The sequence below is a fragment of the Salimicrobium humidisoli genome (genome assembly GCF_002295105.1).
Classification (GTDB): domain Bacteria; phylum Bacillota; class Bacilli; order Bacillales; family Halobacillaceae; genus Salimicrobium; species Salimicrobium humidisoli.
Genome location: NZ_NSGH01000005.1, coordinates 25,317 through 52,204, shown reverse-complemented (window position 1 = coordinate 52,204; position 26,888 = coordinate 25,317). Strand labels below are relative to the sequence as shown.

General features: G+C 49.5%; 26 protein-coding genes, 1 tRNA gene and 1 other RNA gene. 9 read left to right on the top strand and 19 right to left on the bottom strand.

Translation table 11 applies throughout. The features are described from left to right. Window positions 1-109 precede the first annotated feature (109 nt). Window positions 110-922, bottom strand: a complete 813-nt coding sequence (locus CKW00_RS04285) for a VLRF1 family aeRF1-type release factor (RefSeq protein ID WP_095821543.1) — start codon at window positions 920-922, stop codon at window positions 110-112. 396 nt (window positions 923-1,318) lie between these two features. Beyond that, complete coding sequence (gene ilvD / locus CKW00_RS04280) at window positions 1,319-3,013, bottom strand: dihydroxy-acid dehydratase (RefSeq protein ID WP_095821542.1); 1,695 nt, start codon at window positions 3,011-3,013, stop codon at window positions 1,319-1,321. Window positions 3,014-3,217: 204 nt separating this feature from the next. Here ilvD and murB point away from each other — a divergent pair, with 204 nt between their 5' ends. Beyond that, window positions 3,218-4,135, top strand: a complete 918-nt coding sequence (gene murB, locus CKW00_RS04275; protein WP_095821541.1) for a UDP-N-acetylmuramate dehydrogenase — start codon at window positions 3,218-3,220, stop codon at window positions 4,133-4,135. 187 nt (window positions 4,136-4,322) lie between these two features. On the opposite strand, the gene ssrA is transcribed toward murB, so the two are convergent. Together ssrA and smpB are read right to left on the bottom strand one after the other, a co-directional pair. Further along, window positions 4,323-4,685: a transfer-messenger RNA gene (gene ssrA, locus CKW00_RS04270) on the bottom strand. Between the two features lie 46 nt (window positions 4,686-4,731). Beyond that, the gene (gene smpB, locus CKW00_RS04265) at window positions 4,732-5,202 is read right to left on the bottom strand and encodes an SsrA-binding protein SmpB (protein ID WP_008587166.1); all 471 of its coding nucleotides are present in this window, start codon (window positions 5,200-5,202) and stop codon (window positions 4,732-4,734) included. Window positions 5,203-5,327: 125 nt separating this feature from the next. On the opposite strand from smpB, the gene CKW00_RS04260 reads away from it, so the two are divergent. Beyond that, window positions 5,328-6,164 (top strand): GNAT family N-acetyltransferase, encoded by an 837-nt coding sequence (locus CKW00_RS04260; RefSeq protein ID WP_095821540.1) that lies wholly within the window; start codon window positions 5,328-5,330, stop codon window positions 6,162-6,164. A gap of 123 nt (window positions 6,165-6,287) precedes the next feature. Here the strand turns inward: CKW00_RS04260 and rnr are convergent, their stop codons facing one another. The 3 genes from rnr to secG all read right to left on the bottom strand — a co-directional run bounded on the left by rnr (window position 6,288) and on the right by secG (window position 9,732). Further along, window positions 6,288-8,546, bottom strand: a complete 2,259-nt coding sequence (rnr, locus tag CKW00_RS04255; protein ID WP_095821539.1) for a ribonuclease R — start codon at window positions 8,544-8,546, stop codon at window positions 6,288-6,290. Between the two features lie 42 nt (window positions 8,547-8,588). Continuing rightward, window positions 8,589-9,335: an alpha/beta hydrolase gene (locus CKW00_RS04250; RefSeq protein WP_095821538.1), complete on the bottom strand. Its 747-nt coding sequence runs from the start codon at window positions 9,333-9,335 to the stop codon at window positions 8,589-8,591. Window positions 9,336-9,498: 163 nt separating this feature from the next. Beyond that, entirely contained in the window at window positions 9,499-9,732 is a 234-nt protein-coding gene (secG, locus tag CKW00_RS04245) for a preprotein translocase subunit SecG (protein WP_008587158.1), read from the bottom strand. 207 nt (window positions 9,733-9,939) lie between these two features. On the opposite strand from secG, the gene CKW00_RS04240 reads away from it, so the two are divergent. Genes CKW00_RS04240 through ytzI form a run of 6 tightly spaced genes read left to right on the top strand, consistent with a single transcriptional unit; the run spans window position 9,940 to window position 15,723 of the window. Then, window positions 9,940-10,686, top strand: coding sequence for a DeoR/GlpR family DNA-binding transcription regulator (locus CKW00_RS04240; RefSeq protein WP_095821537.1), 747 nt, complete (start codon window positions 9,940-9,942; stop codon window positions 10,684-10,686). Then, entirely contained in the window at window positions 10,683-11,603 is a 921-nt protein-coding gene (gene pfkB / locus CKW00_RS04235) for a 1-phosphofructokinase (protein WP_095821536.1), read from the top strand. The genes CKW00_RS04240 and pfkB overlap by 4 nt, the downstream gene beginning before the upstream one ends. Further along, window positions 11,603-13,492, top strand: a complete 1,890-nt coding sequence (locus CKW00_RS04230; protein ID WP_095821535.1) for a PTS fructose transporter subunit IIABC — start codon at window positions 11,603-11,605, stop codon at window positions 13,490-13,492. Before pfkB ends, CKW00_RS04230 begins: the two co-directional genes overlap by 1 nt. 52 nt (window positions 13,493-13,544) lie before the next feature. Then, the gene (locus CKW00_RS04225; protein ID WP_076570925.1) at window positions 13,545-13,811 is read left to right on the top strand and encodes a phosphocarrier protein HPr; all 267 of its coding nucleotides are present in this window, start codon (window positions 13,545-13,547) and stop codon (window positions 13,809-13,811) included. Window positions 13,812-13,815: 4 nt separating this feature from the next. Beyond that, window positions 13,816-15,534, top strand: coding sequence for a phosphoenolpyruvate--protein phosphotransferase (ptsP, locus tag CKW00_RS04220; RefSeq protein ID WP_095821534.1), 1,719 nt, complete (start codon window positions 13,816-13,818; stop codon window positions 15,532-15,534). A gap of 36 nt (window positions 15,535-15,570) precedes the next feature. Beyond that, a complete protein-coding gene (gene ytzI / locus CKW00_RS04215) occupies window positions 15,571-15,723 on the top strand; it encodes a YtzI protein (protein ID WP_095821533.1) in 153 nt (50 codons plus the stop codon). 62 nt (window positions 15,724-15,785) lie between these two features. On the opposite strand, the gene CKW00_RS04210 is transcribed toward ytzI, so the two are convergent. From CKW00_RS04210 to CKW00_RS04165, 10 genes are all read right to left on the bottom strand, one after another. Continuing rightward, a complete protein-coding gene (locus tag CKW00_RS04210) occupies window positions 15,786-16,370 on the bottom strand; it encodes a YdcF family protein (protein ID WP_095821532.1) in 585 nt (194 codons plus the stop codon). Window positions 16,371-16,534: 164 nt separating this feature from the next. Beyond that, window positions 16,535-17,821, bottom strand: coding sequence for a phosphopyruvate hydratase (gene eno, locus CKW00_RS04205; protein ID WP_095821531.1), 1,287 nt, complete (start codon window positions 17,819-17,821; stop codon window positions 16,535-16,537). 31 nt (window positions 17,822-17,852) lie between these two features. After that, window positions 17,853-19,391: a 2,3-bisphosphoglycerate-independent phosphoglycerate mutase gene (gene gpmI / locus CKW00_RS04200; RefSeq protein ID WP_095821530.1), complete on the bottom strand. Its 1,539-nt coding sequence runs from the start codon at window positions 19,389-19,391 to the stop codon at window positions 17,853-17,855. Beyond that, the gene (tpiA, locus tag CKW00_RS04195; RefSeq protein WP_095821529.1) at window positions 19,384-20,145 is read right to left on the bottom strand and encodes a triose-phosphate isomerase; all 762 of its coding nucleotides are present in this window, start codon (window positions 20,143-20,145) and stop codon (window positions 19,384-19,386) included. Before tpiA ends, gpmI begins: the two co-directional genes overlap by 8 nt. Before the next feature lie 18 nt (window positions 20,146-20,163). Further along, complete coding sequence (locus CKW00_RS04190; protein ID WP_095821528.1) at window positions 20,164-21,345, bottom strand: phosphoglycerate kinase; 1,182 nt, start codon at window positions 21,343-21,345, stop codon at window positions 20,164-20,166. A 136-nt stretch (window positions 21,346-21,481) separates the two neighbouring features. Next, window positions 21,482-22,489: a type I glyceraldehyde-3-phosphate dehydrogenase gene (gene gap, locus CKW00_RS04185; RefSeq protein ID WP_095821527.1), complete on the bottom strand. Its 1,008-nt coding sequence runs from the start codon at window positions 22,487-22,489 to the stop codon at window positions 21,482-21,484. A 35-nt stretch (window positions 22,490-22,524) separates the two neighbouring features. Then, window positions 22,525-23,553 carry a sugar-binding transcriptional regulator gene (locus tag CKW00_RS04180; protein WP_095821526.1) on the bottom strand — a complete coding sequence of 343 codons (1,029 nt, stop codon included), beginning with the start codon at window positions 23,551-23,553 and terminating at the stop codon, window positions 22,525-22,527. Window positions 23,554-23,685: 132 nt separating this feature from the next. After that, entirely contained in the window at window positions 23,686-23,925 is a 240-nt protein-coding gene (locus CKW00_RS04175) for a glutaredoxin family protein (protein WP_095821525.1), read from the bottom strand. Window positions 23,926-23,994: 69 nt separating this feature from the next. Beyond that, the gene (locus tag CKW00_RS04170; protein WP_095821524.1) at window positions 23,995-24,219 is read right to left on the bottom strand and encodes a hypothetical protein; all 225 of its coding nucleotides are present in this window, start codon (window positions 24,217-24,219) and stop codon (window positions 23,995-23,997) included. Window positions 24,220-24,391: 172 nt separating this feature from the next. Then, window positions 24,392-24,465: transfer RNA gene (locus CKW00_RS04165), tRNA-Arg, on the bottom strand. Between the two features lie 189 nt (window positions 24,466-24,654). On the opposite strand from CKW00_RS04165, the gene clpP reads away from it, so the two are divergent. Then, complete coding sequence (clpP, locus tag CKW00_RS04160; protein WP_008587122.1) at window positions 24,655-25,233, top strand: ATP-dependent Clp endopeptidase proteolytic subunit ClpP; 579 nt, start codon at window positions 24,655-24,657, stop codon at window positions 25,231-25,233. A gap of 315 nt (window positions 25,234-25,548) precedes the next feature. Here the strand turns inward: clpP and CKW00_RS04155 are convergent, their stop codons facing one another. Beyond that, a complete protein-coding gene (locus CKW00_RS04155; protein WP_008587120.1) occupies window positions 25,549-25,803 on the bottom strand; it encodes an HPr family phosphocarrier protein in 255 nt (84 codons plus the stop codon). A gap of 123 nt (window positions 25,804-25,926) precedes the next feature. Beyond that, entirely contained in the window at window positions 25,927-26,886 is a 960-nt protein-coding gene (gene whiA / locus CKW00_RS04150; RefSeq protein WP_095821523.1) for a DNA-binding protein WhiA, read from the bottom strand. Window positions 26,887-26,888: the final 2 nt, after the last annotated feature.

The window sequence follows — 26,888 nt, the reverse complement described above, 5'->3', positions numbered from 1 at the left end:
ACTCATTTTAACACATCCTTTTGCAGATTTCTTTCTCTGGACCTGCCGGGTGTCCCACATAAAAAAACCTGTGATCTTATGTAAAGATCACAGGATGAATTATATTATTCTATTCTTCGTATACTACCTGGTCGATCACTTTCATTTCTTCATGATCAAGCAGGTTTTTGTTTACGATTTTATCTACTTCTTTGTTCATGTTATCACGCAGGTCATCGACTTCTTCTTTGTCGCCTACCATGATAATCTGCTCCCAGCCGTGCTCTTTCGCCTGTTTGTCCAGTTTAGGAGCGACACTCTTATACCAGCGGTAACGGTTGGCTTCGAACCGCTCGTTGTACTGATCGGACTTGGACTGCTTCGCTCCGCCGCTTCCTGTGGAGGCACCGGCTGCATGACCGCCCTGGTGGAGTCTCCAGTCTTCCGTATTCAGATCAAGCTCATAAACTTTCGTATCTTTCAGTTGAGCAAGCTCTGCATCAATCAGTTTAATGTTTTCTTTCTGTGTAAGAATGATACCCGTTTTCGGAAATTGTTTGTACATTTCCTTCAGCTGATCGACTACCGGCTGTTCTTCCCAGTAGAACGCTGTTTCTACAGGCATCTGGAATCTTTCGGCGAACCACACTGTTTCATCGGCGGAAGCGATGATTACTACGCTTTTACCAAAGTGCTGTTCGTTTTCATCAATATAATTCTGAACTTTTTCTTTTACTGCCCAGTAGTTCCGCTTCTCATCAGAATCTCCGTCTTCCTGAAGATAATGTTCGAAGTTATTCAGACCGTTTTTCAGGTGAATTTTCCATTCGCCGCCCTGCTGGTCGGGATCGGCCGGGTCTGTATTTAAATACATAGTAAATACCTTCTCAGGTTTCATTAAATGTACGTTTTCCAGTTTAGTTATTTCTTTTTTCAAATCCAAAGCACTTCACTCCTTAATTACTTGTTTAATTTCTATGTTTCCTAAATAAAAGAGCGTTAAACATATTATATAAAGAAGTGAAAACTTCTGTGTGAAGACGCTTATATCGGGCTCCGGAATGCTGTTGATAAGAGGAAGGCATTACGTTCCCCGCCTTTTCGTGCCTTTCACGCACTGAATTTCAAGGTGAAGGTAACGATTATGCCTTAATCGTTACCTTCACTGCTCCTGGTTTCTCCCCATGGTCAGGAAAACGGTTCTTTCGTTACCTTCAGCAGGGTCCCGGCTCTCTGAAGGGAAGGAAAACGGAATCACCGGGCCCGAAAACACAAAAACCGGACCCTGGGGCCCGGTTTTCGGCGTACGGCATTCAGTTATGTTCCGGAATCAGCCACTTCATTCGTCAGGGTCGTCTGTCACTGCTCCTTTGGAAGCGGAGGAGACGAGCCTCGAATATTTGGCAAGTACTCCGCGCCTGAATTTCGGTTCCGGGCGCTTCCAGCGGCTCTTCCGTTCTTCCTGATCCTCTTCGCTTACTTTCATGTTGATTTCCTGCGTACTACTGTCGATATTCACAATGTCCCCGTTTTCGAGAAGACCGATGGGACCGCCGACGTAAGCTTCGGGAGAAATGTGCCCGATGACGAATCCGTGACTTCCTCCCGAGAAACGGCCGTCGGTGAGCAGTGCCACTTTACCGCCGAGCCCCTGGCCGACGAGCATCGCTGTAATGGAAAGCATTTCGGGCATGCCCGGCCCGCCTTTAGGGCCGACGTTTCTTATAACGACAACATCCCCTTCTTTCACGTCACCTCCGGAAATCGCTGATGTCGCTTCCGCTTCACTGTCATACACTTTGGCCGGGCCTTCGAAATTCGTGATCTTCAGCCCTGACATCTTCGCCACCGCTCCGTCCGGGGCAAGATTTCCTTTCATCAGTACGAGGGAACCTTCCGCTTTGATCGGATTGTCGAGAGGACGGATCACCTTCTGCCCGTCCTTAAGAGGGTCGACATTTTCCAGATTCTCGGCCAGCGTCTGTCCCGTGACCGTCAGACAGTCCCCGTGCAGGTAGCCGTTATCATGGAGCAGCTTCATCACGGCCGGGACCCCGCCGGCTTCGTAAAGGTCCTGCATTACGTAAGTACCGCTCGGCTTCATGTCAGCAAGGAAAGGTACGTTGCGGCGGATCCGTTCGAAATCATCAAGAGAGATGTCGACCTCCGCTGCGTGGGCCATCGCCGTCAGATGAAGGAACGCGTTGGTCGAACCGCCGAGTGCCATGACTACAGTAATCGCGTTCTCGAACGCTTTTTTCGTCATGATATCTTTAGGGTAAATGTCTTTTTTAAGAAGCTCTACGACGAGTTCCCCCGCCTGCCGGCACTCCTCCTCTTTATAATCATTGATCGCAGGAGTGGAGGAAGAACCCGGTATGCTCATACCGAGAGCTTCCACGGCTGCCGCCATCGTATTAGCCGTATACATACCTCCGCACGCTCCTGCTCCCGGGCAGGCGTTACATTCCACGCGGTGCAGCTCTTCGGAATCGATTTCTCCGCTCTGATATTTACCGACTGCTTCGAACGAAGAAACGATATCAATGTCTTTTCCGTCAAGTTTCCCTGGCTGTATCGTGCCTCCGTATATGTAGACCGACGGAAGATTGAGACGACTGAGAGCAATCAGGCATCCCGGTGTCGTCTTGTCACACCCGCCGATGGCCACTACGCCGTCCAGACGCTCAGCATTCGTCACCGTTTCAATGGAATCCGCAATGATTTCACGGCTCGGCAGGGAATAATGCATCCCCTCGTGGCCCATGGCGATACCGTCCGAAACGGTAATCGTATTGAAAATCATCGGAGCGCCTCCGTTACCGCCGGCGCCGCTTTTCGCTTTCCGGGCCAGTTCATCGATATGTACGTTACACGGGGTGACTTCACTCCACGTGCTGGCGATCCCGATCATCGGTTTTTTGAAATCTTCATCTTCGAACCCTACAGCCCGAAGCATCGCCCGGTTCGCCACTCTGTTCTCATCATCACTGATCACGTTACTTCTTATCCGCAAATCTTTGCTTTCATCCATTGTCCAGCACCCTTTCAGAAATAAGTTTACCATGATGATACTAGCAAACTGGTATTTTAGCAATGAATATTCTGAATAGAGAAAACTTTCCCAAATGTCCCTGTTTATCTCATTCATCAAAATAAGGGCTTTCTCCCTTTCCATAAAAGACAGATTGTTATACACTTGCCTAAGACCAGACTATCGATGAGGAAGTGTACCTGTATGGAAAAGAACGAAATCTACAACGGACTTATAAATATCGTTAAATCCGAATATGTAAAAATGGATGAACCATTGAAAAATCACCTGTATACCCAGCTCGGCGGGAAAGCGGATTACCTCGTAATGCCGACGACCTTCGAAGAAGTCCAGAAAGTCGTCAGGTTCACTAATCGTGCCGGTATCAAACACACGCTTCTCGGAAACGGATCGAACCTGATCATCAAAGACGGCGGAATCCGCGGCGTAGTGATGAATCTGAAGTATCTGAACGATATCAGCAGTGAAGGAGAGACCGTCGTAGCCCAGAGCGGAGCAAGAATCATCGACGTCTCCCGTCACGCTCTGAACGAGAGCCTGTCGGGTCTCGAGTTCGCCTGCGGCATCCCGGGTACGGTCGGAGGTGCCCTATATATGAACGCAGGTGCCTACGGCGGGGAAATCAAGGATGTACTCGATTACGCCTACGTCGTGGACAAACACGGGGAACTGGTGAAACGGAATGCCAAAGAGCTCGGCTTCGACTACCGTACGAGCAATATTCCCGAGAACGGGGACATCGTTGTGGAAGCCACCTTCGATTTGACCCCGGCAAAATACGAAGATGTGAAAGCTACCGTGGATGATCTCACCTACAGGCGGGAATCCAAGCAGCCGCTCGAATACCCGTCCTGCGGCAGCGTATTCAAACGTCCCCCTGGACATTTCGCCGGAAAACTCATCCAGGACAGCAAGCTTCAGGGTACGAACATTGGCGGTGCCGAAGTATCCACGAAGCATGCCGGATTCATCGTCAATAAAGACAATGCGACGACGGCCGATTATATCGCCGTGATCGAACACGTACAGAAGACCGTCAAAAAGAACTTCGGCGTGGATCTCGAGCGGGAAGTAAGAGTCATCGGAGAAGATAAAAAATAGTAATAAAGTAAAAGCCTGGAGGAAGGAACCTCCAGGCTTTTTCGTATGTAGGGATGGAGCGAGTATCAGTGAGCGATTCATTCCGATTTCCACTTCTGATACCGGTGTCCTGTATTTTAGTTTACATAATTATATTCCAGGTAACAAATGATGTTTTTTGCAATAAAAAACCACCAATAATATGTATTGGTGGAGACGGCGGGAGTCGAACCCGCGTCCGGAGATATCGGCACTCGGGCATCTACAAGCTTAGTCGATATATTCTGATTCGCGAACTGCTCAGCCTATCGACCGGCTTATCGCAGACGCTAATCTGATTAGTCTCTTCGTTTCTCCTCAGATGGTGGAGAAACGCGTAGCCTGCTTCAGTTTGAGACCCTTGCACCGGCACACAGGCGATGCCGGGAAGGATCGCTCAAGCCAGCTTACGCTGCTAGAGCTAGGTTGTCTTCAGATTCGCCAGTTATATTTAGGCAAATGACGTTGTCGAGTCGTCGCCTCGACCTGCAGCCCGAGTTCGAACTATCCCCGTCGAATCCGTAACGTCCCCGTTACAGTAATTGCTGCATTTACTTAAATTATTATACCATATTTCACTACTTTTGCAAACTGTCCTTGATCGCCCGGTCCATTTCCCGTTTCACCTGTTTCTGTTTCAGCGCTTCCCGCTTGTCGTACTTTTTCTTACCGCGGGCGAGACCGATGAGAACTTTGGCTACTCCATTCTTGATGTAGACTTTCAAAGGTACGATCGAATACCCTTTCTGCTGTGTCTGCCCAATCAATTTGTCGATCTCTTTCCGGTGCAGCAGCAGTTTACGTGCCCGGGTCGGGTCGTGATTGTAGATATTTCCCTGTTCGTAGGGAGAAATATGCATGTTGTGGATATACATTTCTCCATGTCTGTTCACGCGGGCGAAGCTGTCCTTCAGGTTGATCCGGCCGTTACGGATCGATTTGATTTCCGTCCCCTGCAGGACGATACCCGCTTCGAATGTTTCCTCTATAAAATAATCGTGCCTTGCTTTTTTGTTCTGGGCAATCGCCCGTCCATCTCCTCTTGGCATCCTGACCACTCCTTCTTTCTCTGGTATTCATTCTATCAAATTCCCTGTGCTAATGAAAAAGATATTTGATTAGACAGCACAAATAAGCATGTGAGATAGTATTAACTGATAAGGAGGATGAGACAATGACTTCAACCCTGAAACTGCTGACCCAAAGCGATAAACCGATGTTTATGTCCATGGACAACGGAATAAAGGATGATTACATAGCCCGTATCTTCGACCGTCTCGTCACGTCTGATTTCCACACTCTTTACGGTCTTTTCTATCAGGGGAAACTCGTCTCGACGGCGGGCTACAGCCTGTTCGCGGAAGGGACTTATGCGATGCTCGGGCGTTTCCGCAGCGACCGGAAGTACCGGGGCCGCGGGTTCGTAACCGAAATTCTCCATCACGTCGTCGCCGAACTTGAAAACGACCCGGCCATCCGCTGGATCGGGGCGAATACGGAAACGAAGAATCTTCGGGCCCGGCGCGTCCTCGAGAAAATCGGGATGACCCCTTCCGACCCCTTACGATATAACGTAGTGCCAAGAACGGAACTGGAGAAGCTTCCAGAAGCCGCCCACGCATGGACGGAAATCAGCCCGGACTCCGAAAAAATGCGGTGGATCCGCACTCTCCACCCATCCGGCCGATTATTTCCGTTCGAATGCTACTACCCTTTTCCTCTTTCCGGAAATCTGCTTCAGGAATTCCCTCTGCAGAAAGCCCGTATGTTTCTGTCACCCGATGAGCGGCGGTATCTTCTTATGAGGGAAGATATAAAAGGAGAAACGTACACCAACGTCATTTACCCTTTTGCCGATGCCGGAAGCGACCGGGACGTGCTGAATCTCGTAAAGAAAGAGATACAGAACAACCCCGGACACTACGGCGCCTGGTTCAATCAGCACTACAGTGATACCCCTCTCCCATTCTCCGTCGAATCCAGAGGTGAATGGGTACTGTACAAAAAGTAGTCCGGTAGAGCCGGGCAGAAGAAAAACACGACGTTTCCTGCGGAAACAGCACGAGCCGGGAGTTCAACTGATCGGACCCCCGCCAGGCCGTGCCCGCGGAAAACGGCGTGTTTTTTCATTTGCTCACTTTTTCTTTTTAGGGACTCCTTTATTTCTGTAAAATGGTTTGTTCCCTTTTTGTTTCTTTTTCTTCTTGGCGCTGGCCTTGATCTGTTTCGGCTGTTCCCGGCGCTGCTTCTTATCACGTTTTGGCTTCATACCTACGATTTCGAAGTCGATGACCTTTTCATCGAGATTGACGTTGACGACTTTCACCTTCACTTCGTCCCCGATCCGGTACATATTCGCCGTACGTTCGCCGATGAGAGCGTACTGTTTCTCCATGAAGTTGTAGTAGTCATCCGTCAGCGTACTGACGTGTACCAGTCCTTCCACCGTATTAGGCAGTTCCACGAACATACCGAAGCTCGTGACGGAACTGATGATCCCTTCATACTCTTCATCGATTTTATCCTGCATATACTCCGCTTTCTTCAGATCATCCGTCTCACGTTCCGCATCGATGGATGCACGTTCTTTCTCCGAAGAATGACGGGCGATTTCAGGCATGTGATCTTTCCAGTACTTCGTCGTTTCCTGGCTCAGATCTTTCTGGATGATATACGTACGGATCAGACGGTGTACAATCAGATCCGGATACCGGCGGATCGGTGATGTGAAGTGGGTGTAAAAGTTCGTCGCCAGTCCGAAGTGTCCGACGTTTGAAGGGTCATATTTCGCCTGCTGCATGGAACGGAGCATCAGTTTCGAAATGATGAGATCTTCCTGGGTCCCTTTCACTTCTTCAAGCACTTTCTGAAGCGCCTGAGGGTGTACATCATCGGACGTCCCTTTCACCGAATATCCGAGATTTGCAACGAACTCGAAAAAGTTCTGCAGTTTAGCGGAGTCCGGATCCTGGTGAATACGATAAATCGCCGGAACATCAAGCCAGTGGAAATGCTCGGCTACTGTTTCGTTGGCTGCGAGCATGAACTCTTCGATGAGTTTCTCCCCGACCGATCTCTCGCGAAGCTGCACGTCTTTCGCTTTTCCTTCTTCATCCACGATGACGCCCGCTTCTTTGAAATCGAAATCGATGGCGCCACGGTCAAAACGTTTTTCACGCAGAATCTGCGCTAAATCTTCCATGTCTTTGAACATCGGTACGAGCGGTTCGAAGCGCTTCATCAGTTCTTCATCGCCATCGGCCAGAATTCCGTTTACATCTTTATACGTCATCCGCTCATCCGTTCTGATGACACTTTGGAAAATTTCATGGTTCACGACTTCTCCGTCCTCGTTTATCTCCATTTCACAGGAGAGCGTCAGGCGATCCACCTGAGGGTTCAGGGAACAGATACCGTTCGACAGACGGTGCGGAATCATCGGAATGACGCGATCGACGAGGTAGACGGAAGTGGCTCTCTCCGCTGCCTCCTTATCAATCGGCGATTCCTGATCGACATAATAGGAAACGTCCGCAATGTAGACCCCGAGCTTATAGTTACCGTTATCGAGTTTCTTCACCTGAACGGCATCATCGAGGTCTTTCGCGTCGGCACCATCGATGGTCACAATCTGCTCGGAACGGAGATCGCGACGATTTTCTATTTCCGATTCGCTTATCTCATCCGGTGTGTCGGCTGCCTGCTGAATCACTTCTTCCGGAAAATCCACCTGGATTCCGTGCTTATGGATAATGGAAATGATGTCGATACCCGGATCGTTTTTATGTCCGAGAATCTCTGTAATCTCCCCTTCGGCGCTCATGCGGCCTTCAGGGAATTTCGTGATTTCGACTATCACTTTATGTCCATCAGCCGCTCCATTCTCTTTTCCTTTCGGGATGAAGATATCGTTCGGTACCCGTTTATCATCAGCGATGACGAAACCGAAGTTGCCGTTCGCATCATAGGTACCGACGAGTCTCGCCTGGGCGCGTTCAAGAATCCTTATGACGGTTCCTTCCGGGCGCTGTCCATCGTCCCGCCGTTTTTCGACGCGTACGAGAACTTTGTCATTGTTCATTGCACTGTTCAGGTCGGAATGGTGAAGATAGACGTCGTCCTTATCTTCCTCCTCCGGAAGCAAAAAGGCGAAACCTTTCGCGTTCATCTGTATCCGACCTTTGATAAGATTCATCTTCTCCGGAAGACCGAAGCGGTTCTTTCTCGTACGGACGAGATCCCCTTCCTCTTCCAGAGCGTTCAGTTCATTCATTAATTCTTTCAGGTCTTCACTTCCGGTGAGACCTAATTCTTCTTCGAGTTCATTGACAGATAAAGGGCGGGAAGCCGCTTCTCTGAAATAATCAAGTATTCGTTTTCTTTCTACAGACATAATAGTCCTCCTATTCATTATTAGGACATGTCTTCTGTTCGCTTATGACCAGTCCAATGAATTAAGAAAATCCAGTACGTCCTGCTGAAGTTCGTCTTTTTCCTTATCCACTGTAATGAAGTGACCGGAGTTTTCGTACCATTTGATATCTTTGTGATCGGATTCCACCGTCTCATAGATATATGGAGCGCTCTCCGTGTTGATCATCTCATCCTTCGAAGCCTGGACGACAAAGACGGGAGTATAAATCTCATCCACGTGGTCGTGTACTTCGTTGATGAACTGTCCTAACTGAGTGAACATGTCCTTTGATTGTTCTTCTAATTCATTCATTTCTTTCTTAATGGTCGCTTCGTCTTTTTCTTCGAGTTGTTTGTATTGTTTCGCTTTGAACCGGAATCCCTGCTTAAGCTGTTCTTCGTTATCGAAAAACATCGGGGCACACATCGGTATAATACCCTGAATCTTCTCGCAGTATGCGAGTTTCAATCCTAAAACTCCACCGAGAGACAGACCCGCGACAGCTATCTTTTCATATCCCAGGTCCCGAAGGTGCTGAAGACCGTTCTGTACGTCTTCCCACCACTGGTCCGGAGTCGCATCGCTCAGTGCTTCCAGTTCCTTGCCGTGCCCCCGGTAAATCGGGGCATGAGTCGTATATCCGTTCTTTTCGAGAAACCTTCCCATCATGCGCACATCTGTTGAATTACCTGTAAAGCCGTGAAGCAGCAGCACAGCACGATCTCCTCCACCTTCGAATGTAAATGGCTCAGGCGGTTTTATTTTCATGACTTCCTCTCTCCTTTTTTTCTTTACTGTTGATGTACTACCCATATTCATCTGACAGAAACATTCAATTGCTGCCAGCACTCTGAAACGTCTCCCCTCACCACGGGGAAAACGTGCCGCAATAAAAACGAAAAAGCCACGCTCAAGGCGCGGCTTACGAACATTATCCTATAAGATACCCGGAAATAAATGCCAGCACGAAGAACAGGACACCGGTGACGATAGTGGCACGGTGAAGAACTTTATCTATTCCTCTTGCCTTCTGCTTACCGAAAACCTGCTCGGCTCCGCCGGAAATCGCTCCCGACAGACCGGCACTCTTACCGGACTGCAACAGCACAAGTGTGATTAAAGCAATTGTATCAATAATAAGTAATGAAACCGTAAGTGTTTGCATAGTTTTTGTTGCACCTCCTGGAACGGACAAATGACTAGAACAAATATAGCATACATCTTTTTTCCCTACAAGGTGTAATTACCGGCGCCGTTTTTTGAATGATTTTTGAAATGTTTTGAACGAAATTGCACAAAAAACGATTGTTTTTGATTGAATGTTGCAAACGCTTCCCTTATAATGAAGTCATTCATTAAAGGAGGAACGCTTATGCTTACGACGGAAAGGCATCAGCTCATCCTGTCCCTGCTGGCGGAGAAGAAAACCGTCCGTCTCCAGGAACTGAGCGACCGGACGAACGCCTCCGACTCCACGATACGTCGGGATCTGGACACACTGGAGCAGCAGGGCGCTTTAAAGCGGGTGCACGGGGGCGCATCTTCTCTTGCAGCTTCCAGGGAAGAAGCGCCGATGAGTGAAAAAACTGCCCAGTATCACGAAGAGAAAAAAACAATAGCTTCCCTTGCTGCGGGAACGATAAGTAAAAAAGAAACCATCTTTCTGGACGCCGGATCGACTACGACCCTGATGATCCCTTATCTGGACCCTTCAGTCACTGTAGTCACGAATGGACCGGAACATCTGCCGCATCTGGCGGAACGCGGCATAACCACCTACGTCATAGGAGGATTCGTCAAGCCGGGAACCAGAGCCGTCGTCGGCGCCAATGCAGTAGAAAATCTGAAACAGTACCGGTTCGACCGCTGTTTTCTCGGAGTCAACGGAGTGACGGAGGAAGACGGGCTCACAACACCCGATCCGGAAGAAGCAGCCATCAAGAAAAAAGTGCTTCATCAGTCTATGAACAGATACGTCCTTGCGGATCATTCCAAGTTCGGAGAAAGGACTTTCATAACTTTCGCCGGAGCGGAAGACGCCATACTGGTGACCGACTCTTCCGGCCCTGTTGTGACGGCCATGCAGAATAACAAAGACATAGAGGTGATGCTTCCATGATTTACACACTGACACTCAACCCTTCCATCGACTACATTATGCACGTGGACAACTTACAGCCGGGCGGGCTGACGCGTTCTTCAGCAACGGCTTATTATCCCGGCGGGAAAGGGATCAACGTTTCCCGTGTGCTCTCGAATCTGTCCGTTCCGTCGACGGCGCTCGGCTTCATCGGAGGATTCACCGGGGAGTTCATCAGAACGTCCCTCAAAGAAAAGGGAGTAAATGAAGCTTTTATAGAAACAGACGAACCGACGAGAATCAACGTGAAGCTGAAAGACGGAAGGGAATCGGAAATAAACGGCCCGGGCCCTGAACTTTCGGACTCGCTTAAAGGGCGTCTGCTCGAACAGCTCCATACGCTCGCTCCGGAGGACGTTCTGCTGATCGCAGGCAGCATCCCCTCTTCTCTCCCCGGGGATTTCTACCGGGAAATTGCGGAGAACCTGAAAGATAAAGGGGCAACGATGGCCGTGGATACTTCCGGACGAGCACTGAAAGACCTTCTTTCCTACCACCCCTACCTCATCAAGCCGAACAGGCAGGAGCTTGAAGAACTGTTCGGGGAAACGATGGAAGATCAGCGGACCGTCGCCCGCTACGCAAAAAAACTGGTGGAAGAAGGCTGCCGGAACGTTCTCATCTCCCTCGGCGGTGACGGAGCCGTATATGCGAATCGTGAAGGTACCTGGTTCGCAGAAGCGCCGGAAGGCCCGGTCGTCAACACTGTGGGAGCGGGGGATTCCATGGTTGCCGGATTCCTGGCTGCGAAAGAAGCTCATCTCACCGACGAAGAGGCTTTCAGAAAGAGCGTGGCCTGCGGAAGTGCCACAGCGTTCGGAGAAGATTTATGTACGAAAGAGGAAGCAGAAGCCCTGTACGATTCCATTCACATATATAAGGAAGGAGAGAGATAATGAAAATTACAGACCTTTTGAAAAAAGACACAATGCTTCTCTCCACGGACGCATCCGATAAAAAAGGGATTCTGGACGAACTGACGGCGAAGCTTGAGACCGCCGGACGTCTGAACGACCGCGACAAATTCCGCGAAGCTATTCAGGCGAGAGAAGACCAGAGTACAACGGGGGTGGGAGACGGGATCGCCATCCCCCACGCAAAGTCGGAAGCAGTAAAAGAACCGGCCATCGCTTTCGCCCGTTCCCGCGAAGGAATCGAATACGAATCACTCGATAGTCAGCCGGCTCACCTCTTTTTTATGATTGCGGCAACCGACAGTGCCGATAACACTCACCTGGAGGCTCTATCACGCCTTTCTTCCTTTCTGATGGATACGGATTTCCGGGAAAACCTGCTGAAAGCCGAATCCGAAGAGGAAGTCATGGAAATCATCAATACGAAAGAACGGGAAGAAGACGGAGAAGAGGAGGAAGAAACGACAGAGGCCTCCGAGGACCTGATTCTTGCTGTGACTGCCTGTCCCACAGGAATTGCCCATACGTACATGGCGGCAGATAAACTGAAAGATACAGCCGGACAGAGGGGTATTCCGATCAAAGTACAGACGAACGGTTCAAGCGGCGTGAAGAACCGTCTTACCCCTGACGATATTGAACGGGCCGACGTAATTATCGTTGCCGCAGATACGAAAGTTGATATGAGCGGTTTTGACGGGAAACACGTCATTGAAGTACCGGTCTCAAAAGCCATCCACGAGCCGGACAAACTGCTGGACCGGGCACTGCAAAAGGACGCTCCTGTCCATCATTCCGACGGTAAAAAGGAAGACGGGGAAGATTCCAAAGGACGCTCCGGCATTTACAAACATCTAATGAACGGTGTTTCCAACATGCTTCCTTTCGTCGTAGGCGGAGGTATTCTGATTGCATTCTCCTTCTTTTTCGGTATCAACGCAGCGGATCCTGAGAGCGATCAGTACAACAGGTTTGCAGAAATGCTCGATACCGTCGGCGGTAACGCCTTCTTCTTCCTCGTCCCGATTCTCGCAGGGTTCATCGCTTCGAGTATCGCCGATCGTCCCGGTTTCGCACCAGGTGTCGTCGGGGGGTACATTGCAGTGTCCTCCGGTGCGACGGACGGCGGTTCCGGCTTCCTCGGCGGTCTGATTGCCGGGTTCCTGGCAGGTTACCTGACTCTTGCCGTGAAAAAAGGCCTGGAAGGTCTGCCTGCCTGGCTGGACGGATTGAAGACGGTTCTGTTCTATCCTGTCCTCGCCATCTTCGGTACAGGAATGATCATGCTTCTTATCAACCCACCGCTGACGGGCGTCTATACCGGGCTCTTGAGCTGGCTTGAAGGACTGAGCGGTGCCAACGTCGCCATACTCGGCATCATTGTAGGCGGCATGATGGCCGTTGACATGGGCGGTCCCGTCAACAAAGCAGCGTATACGTTCGGTCTTGCCACGCTTGATGCCGGCAACTATTCGATCATTGCAGCAGCGATGGCCGGGGGTATGGTGCCTCCGCTCAGCCTGGCGCTTGCCAGCACATTTTTCAAAAATAAATTTACGAAAGAAGAGCGGGAGGCCGGCAAAACGGCCTACGCTCTCGGGGCCTGCTTCATCACGGAAGGCGCCATTCCTTTCGCCGCTGCGGACCCGGCCCGGGTGATTCCTTCGGCGGTAGTCGGATCGGCAGCGACCGGAGCGCTCACTATGCTCTTCGGTATCGGTCTTACCGCTCCCCACGGAGGTATTTTCGTCATCGGTCTCGTCGAAGGAGGATTCACGGGAGCAGCCCTTTACATCCTTGCCATCGCGGCCGGTTCGATAATTTCGGCAATTATGCTCGGATTCTTGAAAAAGGATGTACGAAAGGCTTAAAATAGTGTAGTTAGAACAAGTATATATTTTCACTTTTGAGGAGGAAACTATCATGGTAGAAAAAACATTCAAAGTCACATCCGCTGACGGTGTGCATGCACGTCCGGCGACAGTACTTGTACAGAACGCAGGGAAATACGAATCAGACATCAATCTTCACTATAAAGAGAAATCAGTGAATCTGAAGTCCATCATGGGAATCATGAGCCTCGGCATCCCGGCCGGAGCAGAAATCAAAATTACAGCAGAAGGTGACGATGAGCAGGAAGCAGTCGATCATCTGACACAGACTATGCAAAATGAAGGCTTGGGGGAGTAACGAAATGACACAGCTTCAGGGTATAGCGGCTTCTAGCGGTATTGCGATTGCAAAAGCATACCGTCTGGAGGCGCCTGACCTATCCTATGACAAAACGACGGTGAATGAACCTGCCGAAGAAATCAAACGTCTCCACGACGCTCTGGAGATTTCCAAGTCGGAACTGGAAAAAATCAAAGAACATACGAAGAAGTCTCTCGGAGATGAACACGCAGAAATCTTCTCCGCTCACCTTCTCGTGCTCAGTGACCCTGAAATGATCCAGCCTATGGAAAACAAAATCAAAACGGACAGCGTCAATGCGGAAGCCGCTCTCGATGAAACTGCCAATATGTTCATCGACATGTTCAAAAACATGGACAACGAATACATGAAAGAACGTGCCGCGGACATCCATGACGTTACTAAGCGCGTGCTCGCCCACCTTCTGGATGCCGAGTTTCCGGATCCTGCCCTCATCGATGAGCAGGTCGTCATTGTGGCAGAAGATCTTACACCTTCCGATACCGCTCAACTGAACAAAGAGTTCGTCCAGGGCTTCACTACCGATATCGGGGGCCGCACCTCCCACTCGGCCATTATGGCGAGATCTCTCGAAATCCCGGCAGTCGTCGGTACGAAAGAGATTACGAAACAGGCGGAGAAAGGTGTGACGGTAATTGTAGACGGTCTGAGCGGTGACGTAATCGTCGACCCTACTGATGAGCAGATCGAATCGTACAAGCAGAAGCGTTCGGAATTTGAAGAGAAAAAACAGGAGTGGGCAAAACTGAAAGATGAGACCACCGTCTCGAGCGATAACGAGCATGTGGAACTCGCTGCCAATATCGGTACGCCGGACGATGTGTCAGGTGTCCTTGAAAACGGCGGCGAAGGAATCGGACTGTACCGGACCGAGTTCCTCTACATGGGCAAAAATCAGCTTCCGACAGAAGATGAACAGTTTGATGCTTACAGTTCCGTACTGAAGCAGATGGAAGACAAGCCCGTCGTAGTGCGCACACTCGACATCGGGGGAGATAAAGAGCTCGACTACCTCGACCTTCCTGATGAAATGAACCCGTTCCTCGGCTTCCGCGCTATCCGGCTTTGCCTTGAGCGTGACGACATTTTCCGTACTCAGCTCCGGGCACTGCTGCGGGCGAGCGTACACGGAAACTTGAAGATCATGTTCCCGATGATTGCAACGCTCGACGAATTCCGCGAGGCGAAAGCTATTCTGACCGAGGAGAAAGAAAATCTTACCCGGGAAGGAAAAGAGGTTGCCGACGACATTGAGGTCGGTATCATGGTGGAAATCCCTGCGACAGCCGTAATGGCCAAGCAGTTCGCCAAAGAGGTCGACTTTTTCAGTATCGGTACGAATGACCTTATTCAGTACACGATGGCCGCCGACCGGATGAATGAACGCGTTTCCTACCTGTATCAGCCTTATAACCCGGCTATCCTCAATCTCGTAAACAACGTCATTGAAGCAGCCCACACAGAAGGAAAATGGGCCGGCATGTGCGGCGAGATGGCAGGGGATGAAATCGCCATTCCGATTCTTCTCGGTCTTGGACTTGATGAATTCAGCATGAGTTCCTCTTCCATCCTTCCGGCAAGAACTCAGATTCTCGGGCTTTCCAAATCAGAAATGAGTTCTTTCAAAGATGAACTTCTATCCATGAATACGTCTGAAGACGTCGTCGCTTTCGTGAAAGAGAAAGCAGGTCTTGAATAGGCTGTTTTCGGAAGAAGCAGTAAAGGAGGACTGTTGATGACCTTCACTATCGTAATGCTGGTATCAATTGCTATCATCATCGGTGTAGCCGCAGCGTTCGGCACGGTCATTTCCAAAGGATATGACTACAAACACACGATCGATGCTCATCCGGAACAGGATAGAGATTCTTCTTCACAAAAAAACTGAACCCTTACAGGTTCAGCTGAAGCTGCCGGAATCCCCGGCAGCTTTATTTTATTGTCTCCGGCTCACTCAGGGTTCACCCAGCTGCCGACTTCATACCACATATAATGGAGCCATTCCTCGAAAAAGAACGGGAGCTTCGTCTCCAGTGACTGATACGCGGAATATTCCGTCGGCACCCCCTCAGCGTCGATTCCCATATCTTTTGCCATAGCCGTGGCCCGTTTTAAGTGGAACCGGTCACTGACGAGATAAAAGCTGGCTATCGATTTCTCCTTCAGAATTTTCTTTGATTCAGAGAGATTCTCTTTCGTCTCCAGTGAACTTTCTTCCAGTAATATATCTTCCTCCGGAACTCCTGCTTCCATAGCTCTGCCCTTGCCTACTTCCGCTTCGGAGAATTCCGCTTTTTCGCTCTTGCCCCCGGTAAAAATCAGATAATCGACCTGCCCTTCTTCATACAGATCGACCGCTTCACGGATCCTTCCTTCAAACACCGGGCTCGGTTTCCCGCCCCACTGCGCCGCTCCAAGGACGATGGCTGCATCCACCTTCTTTTCCCCTTCCACACCGTACGTCCACACCTGCCAGGCGCTGACGGCTGCAAACACGACGGCTATCATTATTAATAACTGGATGATTCTTTTCATAGTTTTTCTCCTTCGCTGTACGTTCGTCTTCTCATAATACTACGTGGGGTGGTATTTGCAAAAGATAAAGATACTTCCACAGAAGAAAGATAAAAATAAAACCTTCGGGGTGCACACCCCGAAGGCCTTCAGACTCCGTAAAACCGGGAGCCGGTCATTCTGTATTATTTATTCAGGTTGTAGAAAGCTGTCTTCCCTGCATATTTGGCTGTATCAAGCAGCTGATCTTCGATGCGCAGAAGCTGGTTGTACTTCGCAACGCGGTCCGTACGGGACGGTGCCCCTGTTTTGATCTGACCGGCGTTTGTGGCAACTGCGATATCAGCGATCGTTGCATCTTCCGTCTCTCCGGAACGGTGGGAGATGACTGCGGTATAGCCGGCACGTTTCGCCATTTCAATAGCGTCGAACGTCTCCGTCATCGTACCGATCTGGTTCACTTTGATAAGGATGGAGTTACCTACACCCTGCTCGATAGCACGGGAGAGTTTTTCTGTGTTGGTAACGAACAGATCATCCCCGACAAGCTGTACTTTGTCACCGATACGGTCCGTGAGCAGCTTCGTGCCTTCCCAGTCGTTTTCGTCAAGTCCGTCTTCAATGGAAACGATCGGATATTTGCCGATCAGTTCTTCATACCAGTCGACCATTTCTTCCGAAGTCCGCGTTACGCCTTCCCCTTTCAGGTTGTACGTACCGTCTTCGTAAATTTCGGAAGCCGCTACGTCCATAGCAAGCTGCACTTCTTCATCAGGCTTATATCCTGCCTCTTCGATCGCTTCGATGATCGTGGAGAGGGCTTCTTCGTTGGATTTCAGGTTCGGAGCGAATCCGCCTTCGTCCCCGACGCCAGTATTATACCCTTTGTTCTTAAGAACTTTCTTAAGCGCGTGGAAAATTTCAGCACCCATGCGGAGACCTTCCTTGAATGTCGGAGCACCTACAGGCATGATCATGAATTCCTGGATGTCCACGTTGTTATCCGCATGCTCTCCACCGTTAAGAATGTTCATCATCGGTGTCGGAAGCGTGTGAGCGAAGAATCCGCCGAGATACTTGTACAACGGCAGTTCGGAATACTCTGCGGCCGCCCGGGCAACTGCCATGGAAACACCGAGAATGGCGTTTGCACCAAGGTTGCCTTTGTTGTCGGATCCGTCGATTTCTCTCATAAGGTTATCGATGATAACCTGCTGGGTTACGTCGATACCGAGCAGTTTCGGAGCTATTTTTTCGTTTACGTTTTCAACGGCATTCTGAACGCCTTTGCCGAGGTAACGGTTTTTATCGCCGTCACGTAGTTCTACTGCTTCGTATTCTCCGGTGGAAGCGCCACTCGGAACAAGAGCTGTGCCGAACGCTCCGGATTCCGTGTACACTTCCACTTCCACTGTCGGGTTCCCGCGGGAATCCAGTACTTCGCGTGCATAAACATCAGTAATATATGGCATGAAAATCTCTCCTTCAGTCATTGTAGTTTAGTTATTTCTTAATGATCGAGTTTCCGGTCATATCTTCCGGTTTTTCGACATTCAGCAGATCGAGAAGAGTCGGGGCAAGGTCGCCGAGAATTCCGTCTTCTGTAAGCTCTGCTCCTTCTTTCGTCACGATGACCGGTACCGGGTTTTTCGTATGGGCGGTCATCGGATCCCCTTCGGTCGTCGTCACTTCATCAGAGTTCCCGTGATCGGCAGTTATGATGGCCGATCCGCCTTTATCGATGATTATATCGACGATTTTACCGAGACACTCGTCCACCGCTTCAATCGCTTTGACCGTCGGCTCCAGCATACCGGAGTGACCGACCATGTCCGGGTTGGCGAAGTTCAGGATGATTGCATTGTGTTTCTCCTCATCCAGGTCCTCGAGTAACGCGTCCGTCACTTCGTAGGCGCTCATTTCCGGTTTCAGGTCATACGTTGCCACATCCGGGGAATTGATGAGAATACGGTCTTCCCCTTCGAACTCCTCTTCACGGCCGCCGCTCATGAAGAACGTGACGTGAGGATATTTTTCCGTTTCGGCGATGCGCAACTGAGTCATATTATTCTTCGCGAGAACCTCACCGATCGTATTTTTCAGTTCATTAGGCGGGAAGATGACTTTATCTGTATCCACCGTTTCACTATATTCCGTCATCGAGACGAAATAGATATTTTTCGGTGCATCACCACGGTCGAAGTATTCGAAATCATCGTTCGCAAAAGCCTGGGACAATTGAATCGCACGGTCCGGACGGAAGTTTGCGTACACGATGGCATCCTCACTTTCCACTTGAGCAACCGGCGTACCATTCTCATCCGTCATTACAATCGGCAGCACGAATTCATCGTGTATATCCTCTTCGTAGGACTGTTCCACTGCTTCAACGGTATCCACAGCCTGTTTTCCTTCACCATGGGCGATGGCGTCGTACGCTTTTTTCACACGGTCCCAGCGTTTATCCCGGTCCATGGCATAGTAGCGTCCGGATACGGTGGCAATTTTTCCTGTACCGAGCTCTTTCAGTTTTTCCTCTGTGTCCTTCAGGTATTTCTTCGCGGACTGTGGACCGACGTCACGGCCATCCAGGAAAGCATGAAGATATACGTCTTCAAGCCCCTCTTTTGCCGCGAGTTCGATCACAGCCATCATGTGACTGTTATGACTGTGGATGCCCCCGTCTGAAAGAAGTCCGAACACGTGCAGCGCTTTATCGTTGTTCTTGGCATGACGGACAGCTCCGAGAAGTGTTTCATTCTCGTAGAAGTCTCCTTCCCGTATAGCCATGTTTATACGGGTCAGACTCTGATAAACCACTCTGCCGGCTCCGATGTTCAAATGTCCCACTTCCGAGTTACCCATCTGTCCTTCCGGAAGACCGACCGCTTCTCCGCAGGCGGTCAGCTGAGAATGGGGGAAGCGACTCCAGTAACGGTCGAAATTCGGCGTATTCGCCGCTTTTACGGCGTTCCCGTATTCTTCATCACGCAGTCCGTAACCATCGAGAATGATCAGTGCTGCTAAAGGCTGTTTACTCATGTTTACCTGCCTCCACAAGTTTCAGGAAGGAGTCGGCTTCAAGACTTGCTCCTCCTACGAGAGCTCCGTCGATATCCGACTGGGAAAGCAGTTCATCCACGTTTGCAGGTTTGACACTTCCTCCGTACTGGATGCGTACTGCTTCTGCAGCTTCGTCACCGGAGAGCTTTCCGACTACTTTACGGATATGGGTGCATACTTCATTCGCCTGCTCGCTCGATGCAGTACGGCCGGTGCCGATGGCCCAGATCGGTTCGTAAGCGATGATCAGCTGTTTCACCTGGTCATCTGTAAGCCCTTCGACAGCTTTCGTAATCTGACTCTCGATATGGTTCATCGTCTCATCCGATTCACGCTGTTCGAGAGACTCTCCTACACAGACGATCGGAGTGAGGTCATGGTCGAAAGCCGCATGGACTTTTTTGTTCACCATTTCATCTGTCTCACCGAAAACGTCACGACGTTCGGAGTGTCCGAGCACGACGTACGTTACTCCGAGTTCTTTCAGCATTACCGGGCTGACTTCGCCTGTGAATGCACCGTTTTCTTCAAAGTGCATGTTCTGTGCACCTATTTCGACATCCGAGTCTTTCGTCTCTTCCACAAGTTTCTGAAGAAAAGGGAACGGTGCACAAACGACGGATTCCACGCTTTCCTTCGAAGGTACTTTTCCTTTCACTTCGTTGATGAAAGATTCCGCTTCTTTGTGCGTTTTGTTCATTTTCCAGTTTCCTGCGATTACCTGCTTACGCATATTCATCACCTCTTCAGATTATTTATCGTTCAGAACCGTTACTCCCGGAAGTTCTTTCCCTTCCATGAATTCAAGAGAAGCGCCTCCGCCTGTGGACACGTGGTCCATATCACTGGCATAGCCGAACGTTTCGACTGCCGCTGCGGAATCTCCGCCGCCGATCACTGTATATCCTTCTGTACCGGCGAGGGCCTCTGCGACAGCTTTTGTACCGCCGGCGAACGTATCCATTTCAAAAACGCCCATCGGCCCGTTCCAGATAATGAGTTTCGAATCCTTGACGAGATCTGCATACGTCTGTCGGGTTTTCGGCCCGATATCGAGAGCTTCCCAGTCTTCCGGAATTTCTTCGATACTTACTTCTTTTGTATTCGCATCCTCACTGAAATCGTCCGCAACGATGACGTCTTCAGGCATAACGAAATTCACATTGTTCTCTTTCGCTTTCTCCATGTACTGTTTGGCAAGATCGATTTTATCTTCCTCGAGAAGCGACTTGCCGATTTCATACCCCTGTGCTTTCACGAACGTGTAGGCGAGTCCGCCTCCGATGATGAGGTTATCGACTTTGTCGAGAAGATTATCGATGACACCGATCTTATCTTTAACTTTAGCACCACCGATAATAGCTGTAAACGGACGTTCCGGGTCGGTGAGGGCATTCCCGAGCACTTCCAGTTCCTTCTGCATGAGGAAACCGGCTACTGCCGGGATGTACTCCGCCACCCCTGCTGTGGAAGCATGGGCACGGTGAGCCGCTCCGAACGCATCATTGACGTAAAGGTCAGCCATGTCGGCAAAGTGCTTCGCAAGTTCTGCGTCGTTCTTCTCTTCGCCGGGATCAAACCGCACGTTCTCAAGAAGAAGGACTTTTCCGCGTTCCATTTCGGAAATCGCTTTTGTCACTTCCTGACCGTACACTTCATCCGACTTCAGCACTTCCGCACCAAGCAGATCACTGAGACGCTCCGCTACCGGATCCAGTCTCAATTCATCATGGGCTTCCCCTTTCGGACGTCCCAGATGACTTGCCAGAATAACTTTCGCTCCGTTACCTGTAAGATGCTGGATTGTCGGCAGGGCCGCTTTGATTCTCGTATCGTCCGTCACTTCTCCGTCCTTCATGGGCACGTTGAAGTCCACACGGCAGAAAACCGTCTTACCATCCACTTCTATATCGCTGATCGTCTGTTTATTCATCTTCCGAGAACCTCCTTTGATCTGTCTGGTATGTATGTTTCCACTAAAGATATCAGCGGAAACACATTAATTTTTTTCTTCAGCAAATGAAGAAAAGGAGGAGGATACAGGACCTCCTCCTTTTAGTGATTAAAGCTTAGATTCCTTGTTTTTTAAGGTAAGCAGCAAGGTCTACACAACGGCTGGAATAACCGAACTCGTTGTCGTACCAGGATACTACTTTCACCATGTTGCCTTCAAGGCTCAATGTGGAAAGGGCATCGATTACGGAAGAGTTCGTATTACCGTTATAGTCGGAAGATACAAGCGGCTCTTCGTTGTAACCCATAATTCCTTTAAGATCGCCTTCTGCAGCTTCTTTCAATGCACTGTTCACTTCATCTACAGTTACGTCTTTGTCAAGTTCCGCCACGAAGTCAACGATGGATACGTTTTGTGTCGGAACACGCATAGCCATACCGCTCAGCTTGCCTTCGAGTTCAGGAAGAACTTTTGTAACTGCCTGAGCTGCGCCTGTAGTTGTTGGAATGATGTTCTGAGCTGCAGCACGGGCACGACGATAGTCTTTGTGCGGCAGGTCAAGGATCTGCTGGTCGTTCGTGTAAGAGTGAACTGTAGTCATCATACCGCGCTTAACTCCGAATTTGTCATGGAGTACTTTCGCATATGGTGCCAGGCAGTTCGTAGTGCAGGATGCGTTGGAAATAACGTGGTGGCTGTCCTGATCGTAGTCACCTTCGTTAACACCCATAACTACTGTAAGATCTTCACCTTTGGCAGGTGCGGAGATGATTACTTTCTTAGCTCCTGCATCAATGTGTTTCTTGGCATCGTCACGCTGTGTGAAGCGTCCGGTCGATTCGATGACCACTTCTACGCCCAGGTCGTCCCAGCCTAGCTGTGCCGGATCTTTTTCGGATTTCACGATGATTTCTTTACCGCCTACTACGAGGTTCTCGCCGTTGACTTCAACTTCTTCTTCAAGCGTACCGTGAACGGTATCATACTGAAGAAGGTGAGCCAGCATATTCGCATCTGTAAGGTCGTTTACAGCTACTACTTCCACTTCATCGTTTTTCAGAGCAGCACGGAATACGTTACGTCCGATACGTCCAAAACCGTTAATACCAACTTTTACTGTCATGCTGAATTCCTCCTTAGAATATTACATTTAATTATTTAAAGGGACGTATCCCTTATCAACTCTTTCGCTGCGCCTTCGTCGGTAATGAGAACGCTGCTCTTGCCGGGCTGGAAGTAGGAAGAGATGGCATCCGCTTTGGAACTGCCGCCTGCGACGGCAATCACCTCTCTGTCTCCTTCCAGGTCCTCGAGCTGAAGACCGACCGTTCTCACCTTATGCACCACTTCACCCGACTGGCTGAAGTAGTACCCGAACGCTTCCCCTACCGCCTGCCTTTCTTTGATTACGGCAAGCTGGTCATCGGGGGTCTTTCTGCGGTTAGCCATCGTAAGTGCATCTCCGAGACCGTGGATGACGATGTCGGAAGAGCGGATGATACCGAGGACGTCTTTGACGGAAGGTTCCTCGATAATGTTCTGATACGATTCTTCACTGATCGGATCCGGCACATAAAGCAGACGGTAGTTCCCCATCGCTTTTTTGGCCATTTCCACACAAATCGTATTCGCCTGATGTTCCACCCGTTCTCCGAGACCTCCCCGTGCCGGAACGAAGAGCCAGTCTTCCATTCCGGCCGAAGGGGTCATCCTCGAAGCCACGGAGGCCATCGTCGTCCCTCCGGTCACTGCAAGCGTCTGACCGGGTCTGGAAATGGACTGCAGGTACGTTACGCACGCTTTCCCCATTTCTTCTTTTACCCACTCGGACTCGTCGCTGTCCCCGGGTACGACGATGACAGACTTCAGTTTTAGTTTTTCCCTTAAACGGTCTTCTAAAACCCTCACCCCTGAAACTTCTCTCATGTAAGGGGCCATATTCTCAAGCAGGGATCTGCCTTCCCCGGTAAGCAACAGCCCCCTCGTTGTCACCTCAACCATTCCGCCGTTTTGCAGAAAGGTGACTTCGGAGCGTATGCTGCGCTCTTTGAGATTCAGGTTATCCGCAAGCGTCCTGCGTCCGATCGGTTCCATAAGTGAAACGTAATGGAGAAGCCGATATCTGTTCTGAATAATTTCCAGAACATCCGGATAAAGTTTCTTCTGTAATTCTATCCATTCTTTCATAAACATTGCTCCTTCAGTTTAAAAAGAAGATTGGGGCAATATCGTCCCACTGCATCATTTTGTGTCCCGCTAGGAGCAAAAAAATATTTCCTTCACAAACTATACTACCAACTGCTGGTGAAAAGTGCAAGCTTAATACTTCTGCAAGCGCTCTCTTACAGCATTTTCGCTCAACTGCGGAAAAATGAGTTCCTCGCCATTCACATGTACGACCGGAATCTGGAGGGCGTACTTTTCATGAAGATCATCGTCCTCCTCTATGTCCTTTTCCCGAAATTCAAAAGAATAATCATAAGCGAGCAGATCTATCCAGACTTTCACTTCTTCGCAAAGCGGACAGTTATTTCTTGAAAACAGAATGATTTCGTTCATCTCCACCCCACCTTCGCTTCCTCTTCATCTTACCACTGAGGGAAAGGTTTTTCACTTAAAAAGAAGCAGCTAGGAAGCATGCTTCTTTCCATCGTAATAACCGCTGTCTATTTTTCTTTCTTTCGATTGAAGGAACGTGATCAGTTCTTTTTCCACCGTCCATTTGGGAGCCCGTTCTATCAGTTCATGATTGAAAGAAATTCTGCTCTGTGTCTTCATATCGAACAGATGAATTCTCCGGCTCTCCATCAACTGTTCCGTCCATAAAATCGTAAAGCGGATAACTTTCGCCATAGCAGTACCTCCTTGGTCCGAAGCGATTCAGCCGCACGTCTGCACGACTTTCAAGTCTAACAGTTCCGGCTGTCTGAACTTTCCTGAATGAAGAAAACCAATGATTTCACTGCTTACATTATAACAAAAAAGCCCTCCAAATGATATTGGAGAGCTTTCCGGTATATACAAGTGCGCCCGAGAGGACTTGAACCCCCGACCTATAGAACCGGAATCTATCGCTCTATCCAGCTGAGCTACGGGCGCATATCGACACAAAAACCATTATAAAGGGTATATCTTCAGAACGCAAGACCCCTTTATATGTTTATTTCAAACGGGTTAGGGAAACAATATTCGTGGATACGAAAGTAAATTGTTTGACCTTCATTGACCATAAAGGTATGATGAACATACAAAATCATTCATTGAGAATGTAATGAGGAGGAATACATTATGAATCTAGTACCAACAGTAATTGAACAGACGAACCGCGGGGAACGGGCTTACGATATTTATTCCCGGCTGTTAAAAGACCGGATCATCATGCTCGGCAGTCCGATCGACGATAACGTATCGAACTCGATCGTAGCCCAGCTTCTATTCCTGGCTGCGGACGATCCCGATAAAGACATCTCCCTGTACATCAACTCTCCGGGCGGTTCCATCACTGCCGGTATGGCTATCTTTGATACGATGCAGTTCATTAAACCGGACGTTTCCACTATCTGCACAGGTATGGCAGCTTCCATGGGTGCTTTCCTGCTTAACGCCGGTACGGAAGGCAAGCGCTACGCACTTCCGAACAGTGAAGTAATGATCCACCAGCCACTCGGCGGTACTCAGGGTCAGGCTTCCGACATCGAAATCCATGCCAACAGAATCATCAGAATGAGAGAGAAACTGAACAAGATTCTCTCCGAGCGTACCGGTCAACCTTATGAAGTTATTCAGCGCGACACGGACCGTGACAACTTCATGGATGCTCATGAAGCAGTGGACTACGGTCTGATCGACAAAGTAATGGAGAACTAATCTCACTATTACGACACTATATTAGAAAGCACTTTAAGAGCGGGCAGTATGGATCTTTTCCATACCGTCCGCTTTTTTATTTGGTGCCCCTTTTTCCTTCCTTTCGGAGAGAACGAAGCGGGCCGAAGGGAAGGATAATGAACCCCCCCCGGCACCTGACACCATGACCGGGCAGTGCGGACCCTCTTCTCTGAATGTAAAAAACCGGACGTCACGGACCGTCCGGTTTCATGTGTGATATTCAGTTTGGATACAGACTTCTTTTCTTCTGCCCCGCAGTCTTTTATCTGTATGTATATTTTTTCAACTGAGCGTTTATGCCTCTTTTACAAATTCCTCAAGCTTCGTCATGGCTTCTTCTTCATCATGGCCATCCGTGACAAGCACTACTTCCTCATCACCTGCTACGGCCAGACTCATCAGTCCCATTATACTTTTGGCATTTACCCGCTTTTCGTTCTTTTCAATGAAGACGTCCGAGCTGAAACGATTCGCCAGCTGGACGAACTGGGCGGCAGGTCTTGCCTGCAGTCCCGTGGATAATTCGACTTTCACCTTTTTTTCTATCACCGGTCATCCTCCTTCTTATAATCTATTTTGAAAGCGCATACAGTCTGTTCGAAAAAAACGTCCCCGGGGAAAGGGTGACGTTTCCAGTGGTTTTCATTATAGCATGAAAACCGTTTTAATACATCAGGTCCTCCCCGAAGTCTGGGAGACTTCCCCCCGCCTTACTTTTTCAGCGAATTCATCGATTTTTTTCAGACGGTGATTGATTCCCGATTTACTTATCTTGCCGCCCTGAACCAGTTCACCGAGCTCCTTCAGCGAGACGTCCTGATGCTCGAGGCGCACCCGGGCCAGATCTCTCAGCTTCGGCGGCATCGCGTCGAGACCTACGGTTTTATTGATGAAACGGATGTTTTCCACCTGACGGAACGCGGCTCCGATCGTTTTGTTGAGGTTGGCCGTTTCACAATTGACGAGACGGTTCACCGAGTTTCTCATATCACGGACGATTCTCACGTCTTCAAACTTGAAAAGAGCCTGGTGAGCGCCGATATTACTGATAAATTCGGTTATTTTCTCCGCTTCCTTCAAATAAGTGATGAAACCGTTTCTTCTCTCCAGCGTACGGGCGTGAAGGTCGAACGTGTTCATCATTTTGCACAGTTCCTCGTTGTGATACTCATCCGACGAATTGATTTCCAGATGATAGGAAGACGTTTCCGGGTTATTGACGGACCCTCCGGCAAGGAAAGCTCCACGCAGATAAGCCCTTTTTCCTTTCGTCGTACCGGAATACTTAGCGGGAATCTTTTTGTTGACGGAAAGCGGCCCCTCCAGTATTTCCAGTTCCTTCAGGATCACTTCGGCATTCTCTTTCATCCGGACGATGTAGACGTTGTTTTTCTTCAGACGCATCTTCTTACGGACGAGCAGTTCGGCCGGGTAAGGGAACAGCTGCTTCATCAGCGTATAAATACGGCGGGCAATCGCTGCGTTTTCCGTCTGTACGTCCAGCAGATACTGTTTGTTTCTGAGCGAAAAAGTGCCGTTCATTCTTACAAGGGCTGCGAGTTCCGCTTCATTGGCTTCGAGGTCTTCTTTCATATTCGTAAGTTCTTTCTTTATTTCAGAGGCGAAGGACATCG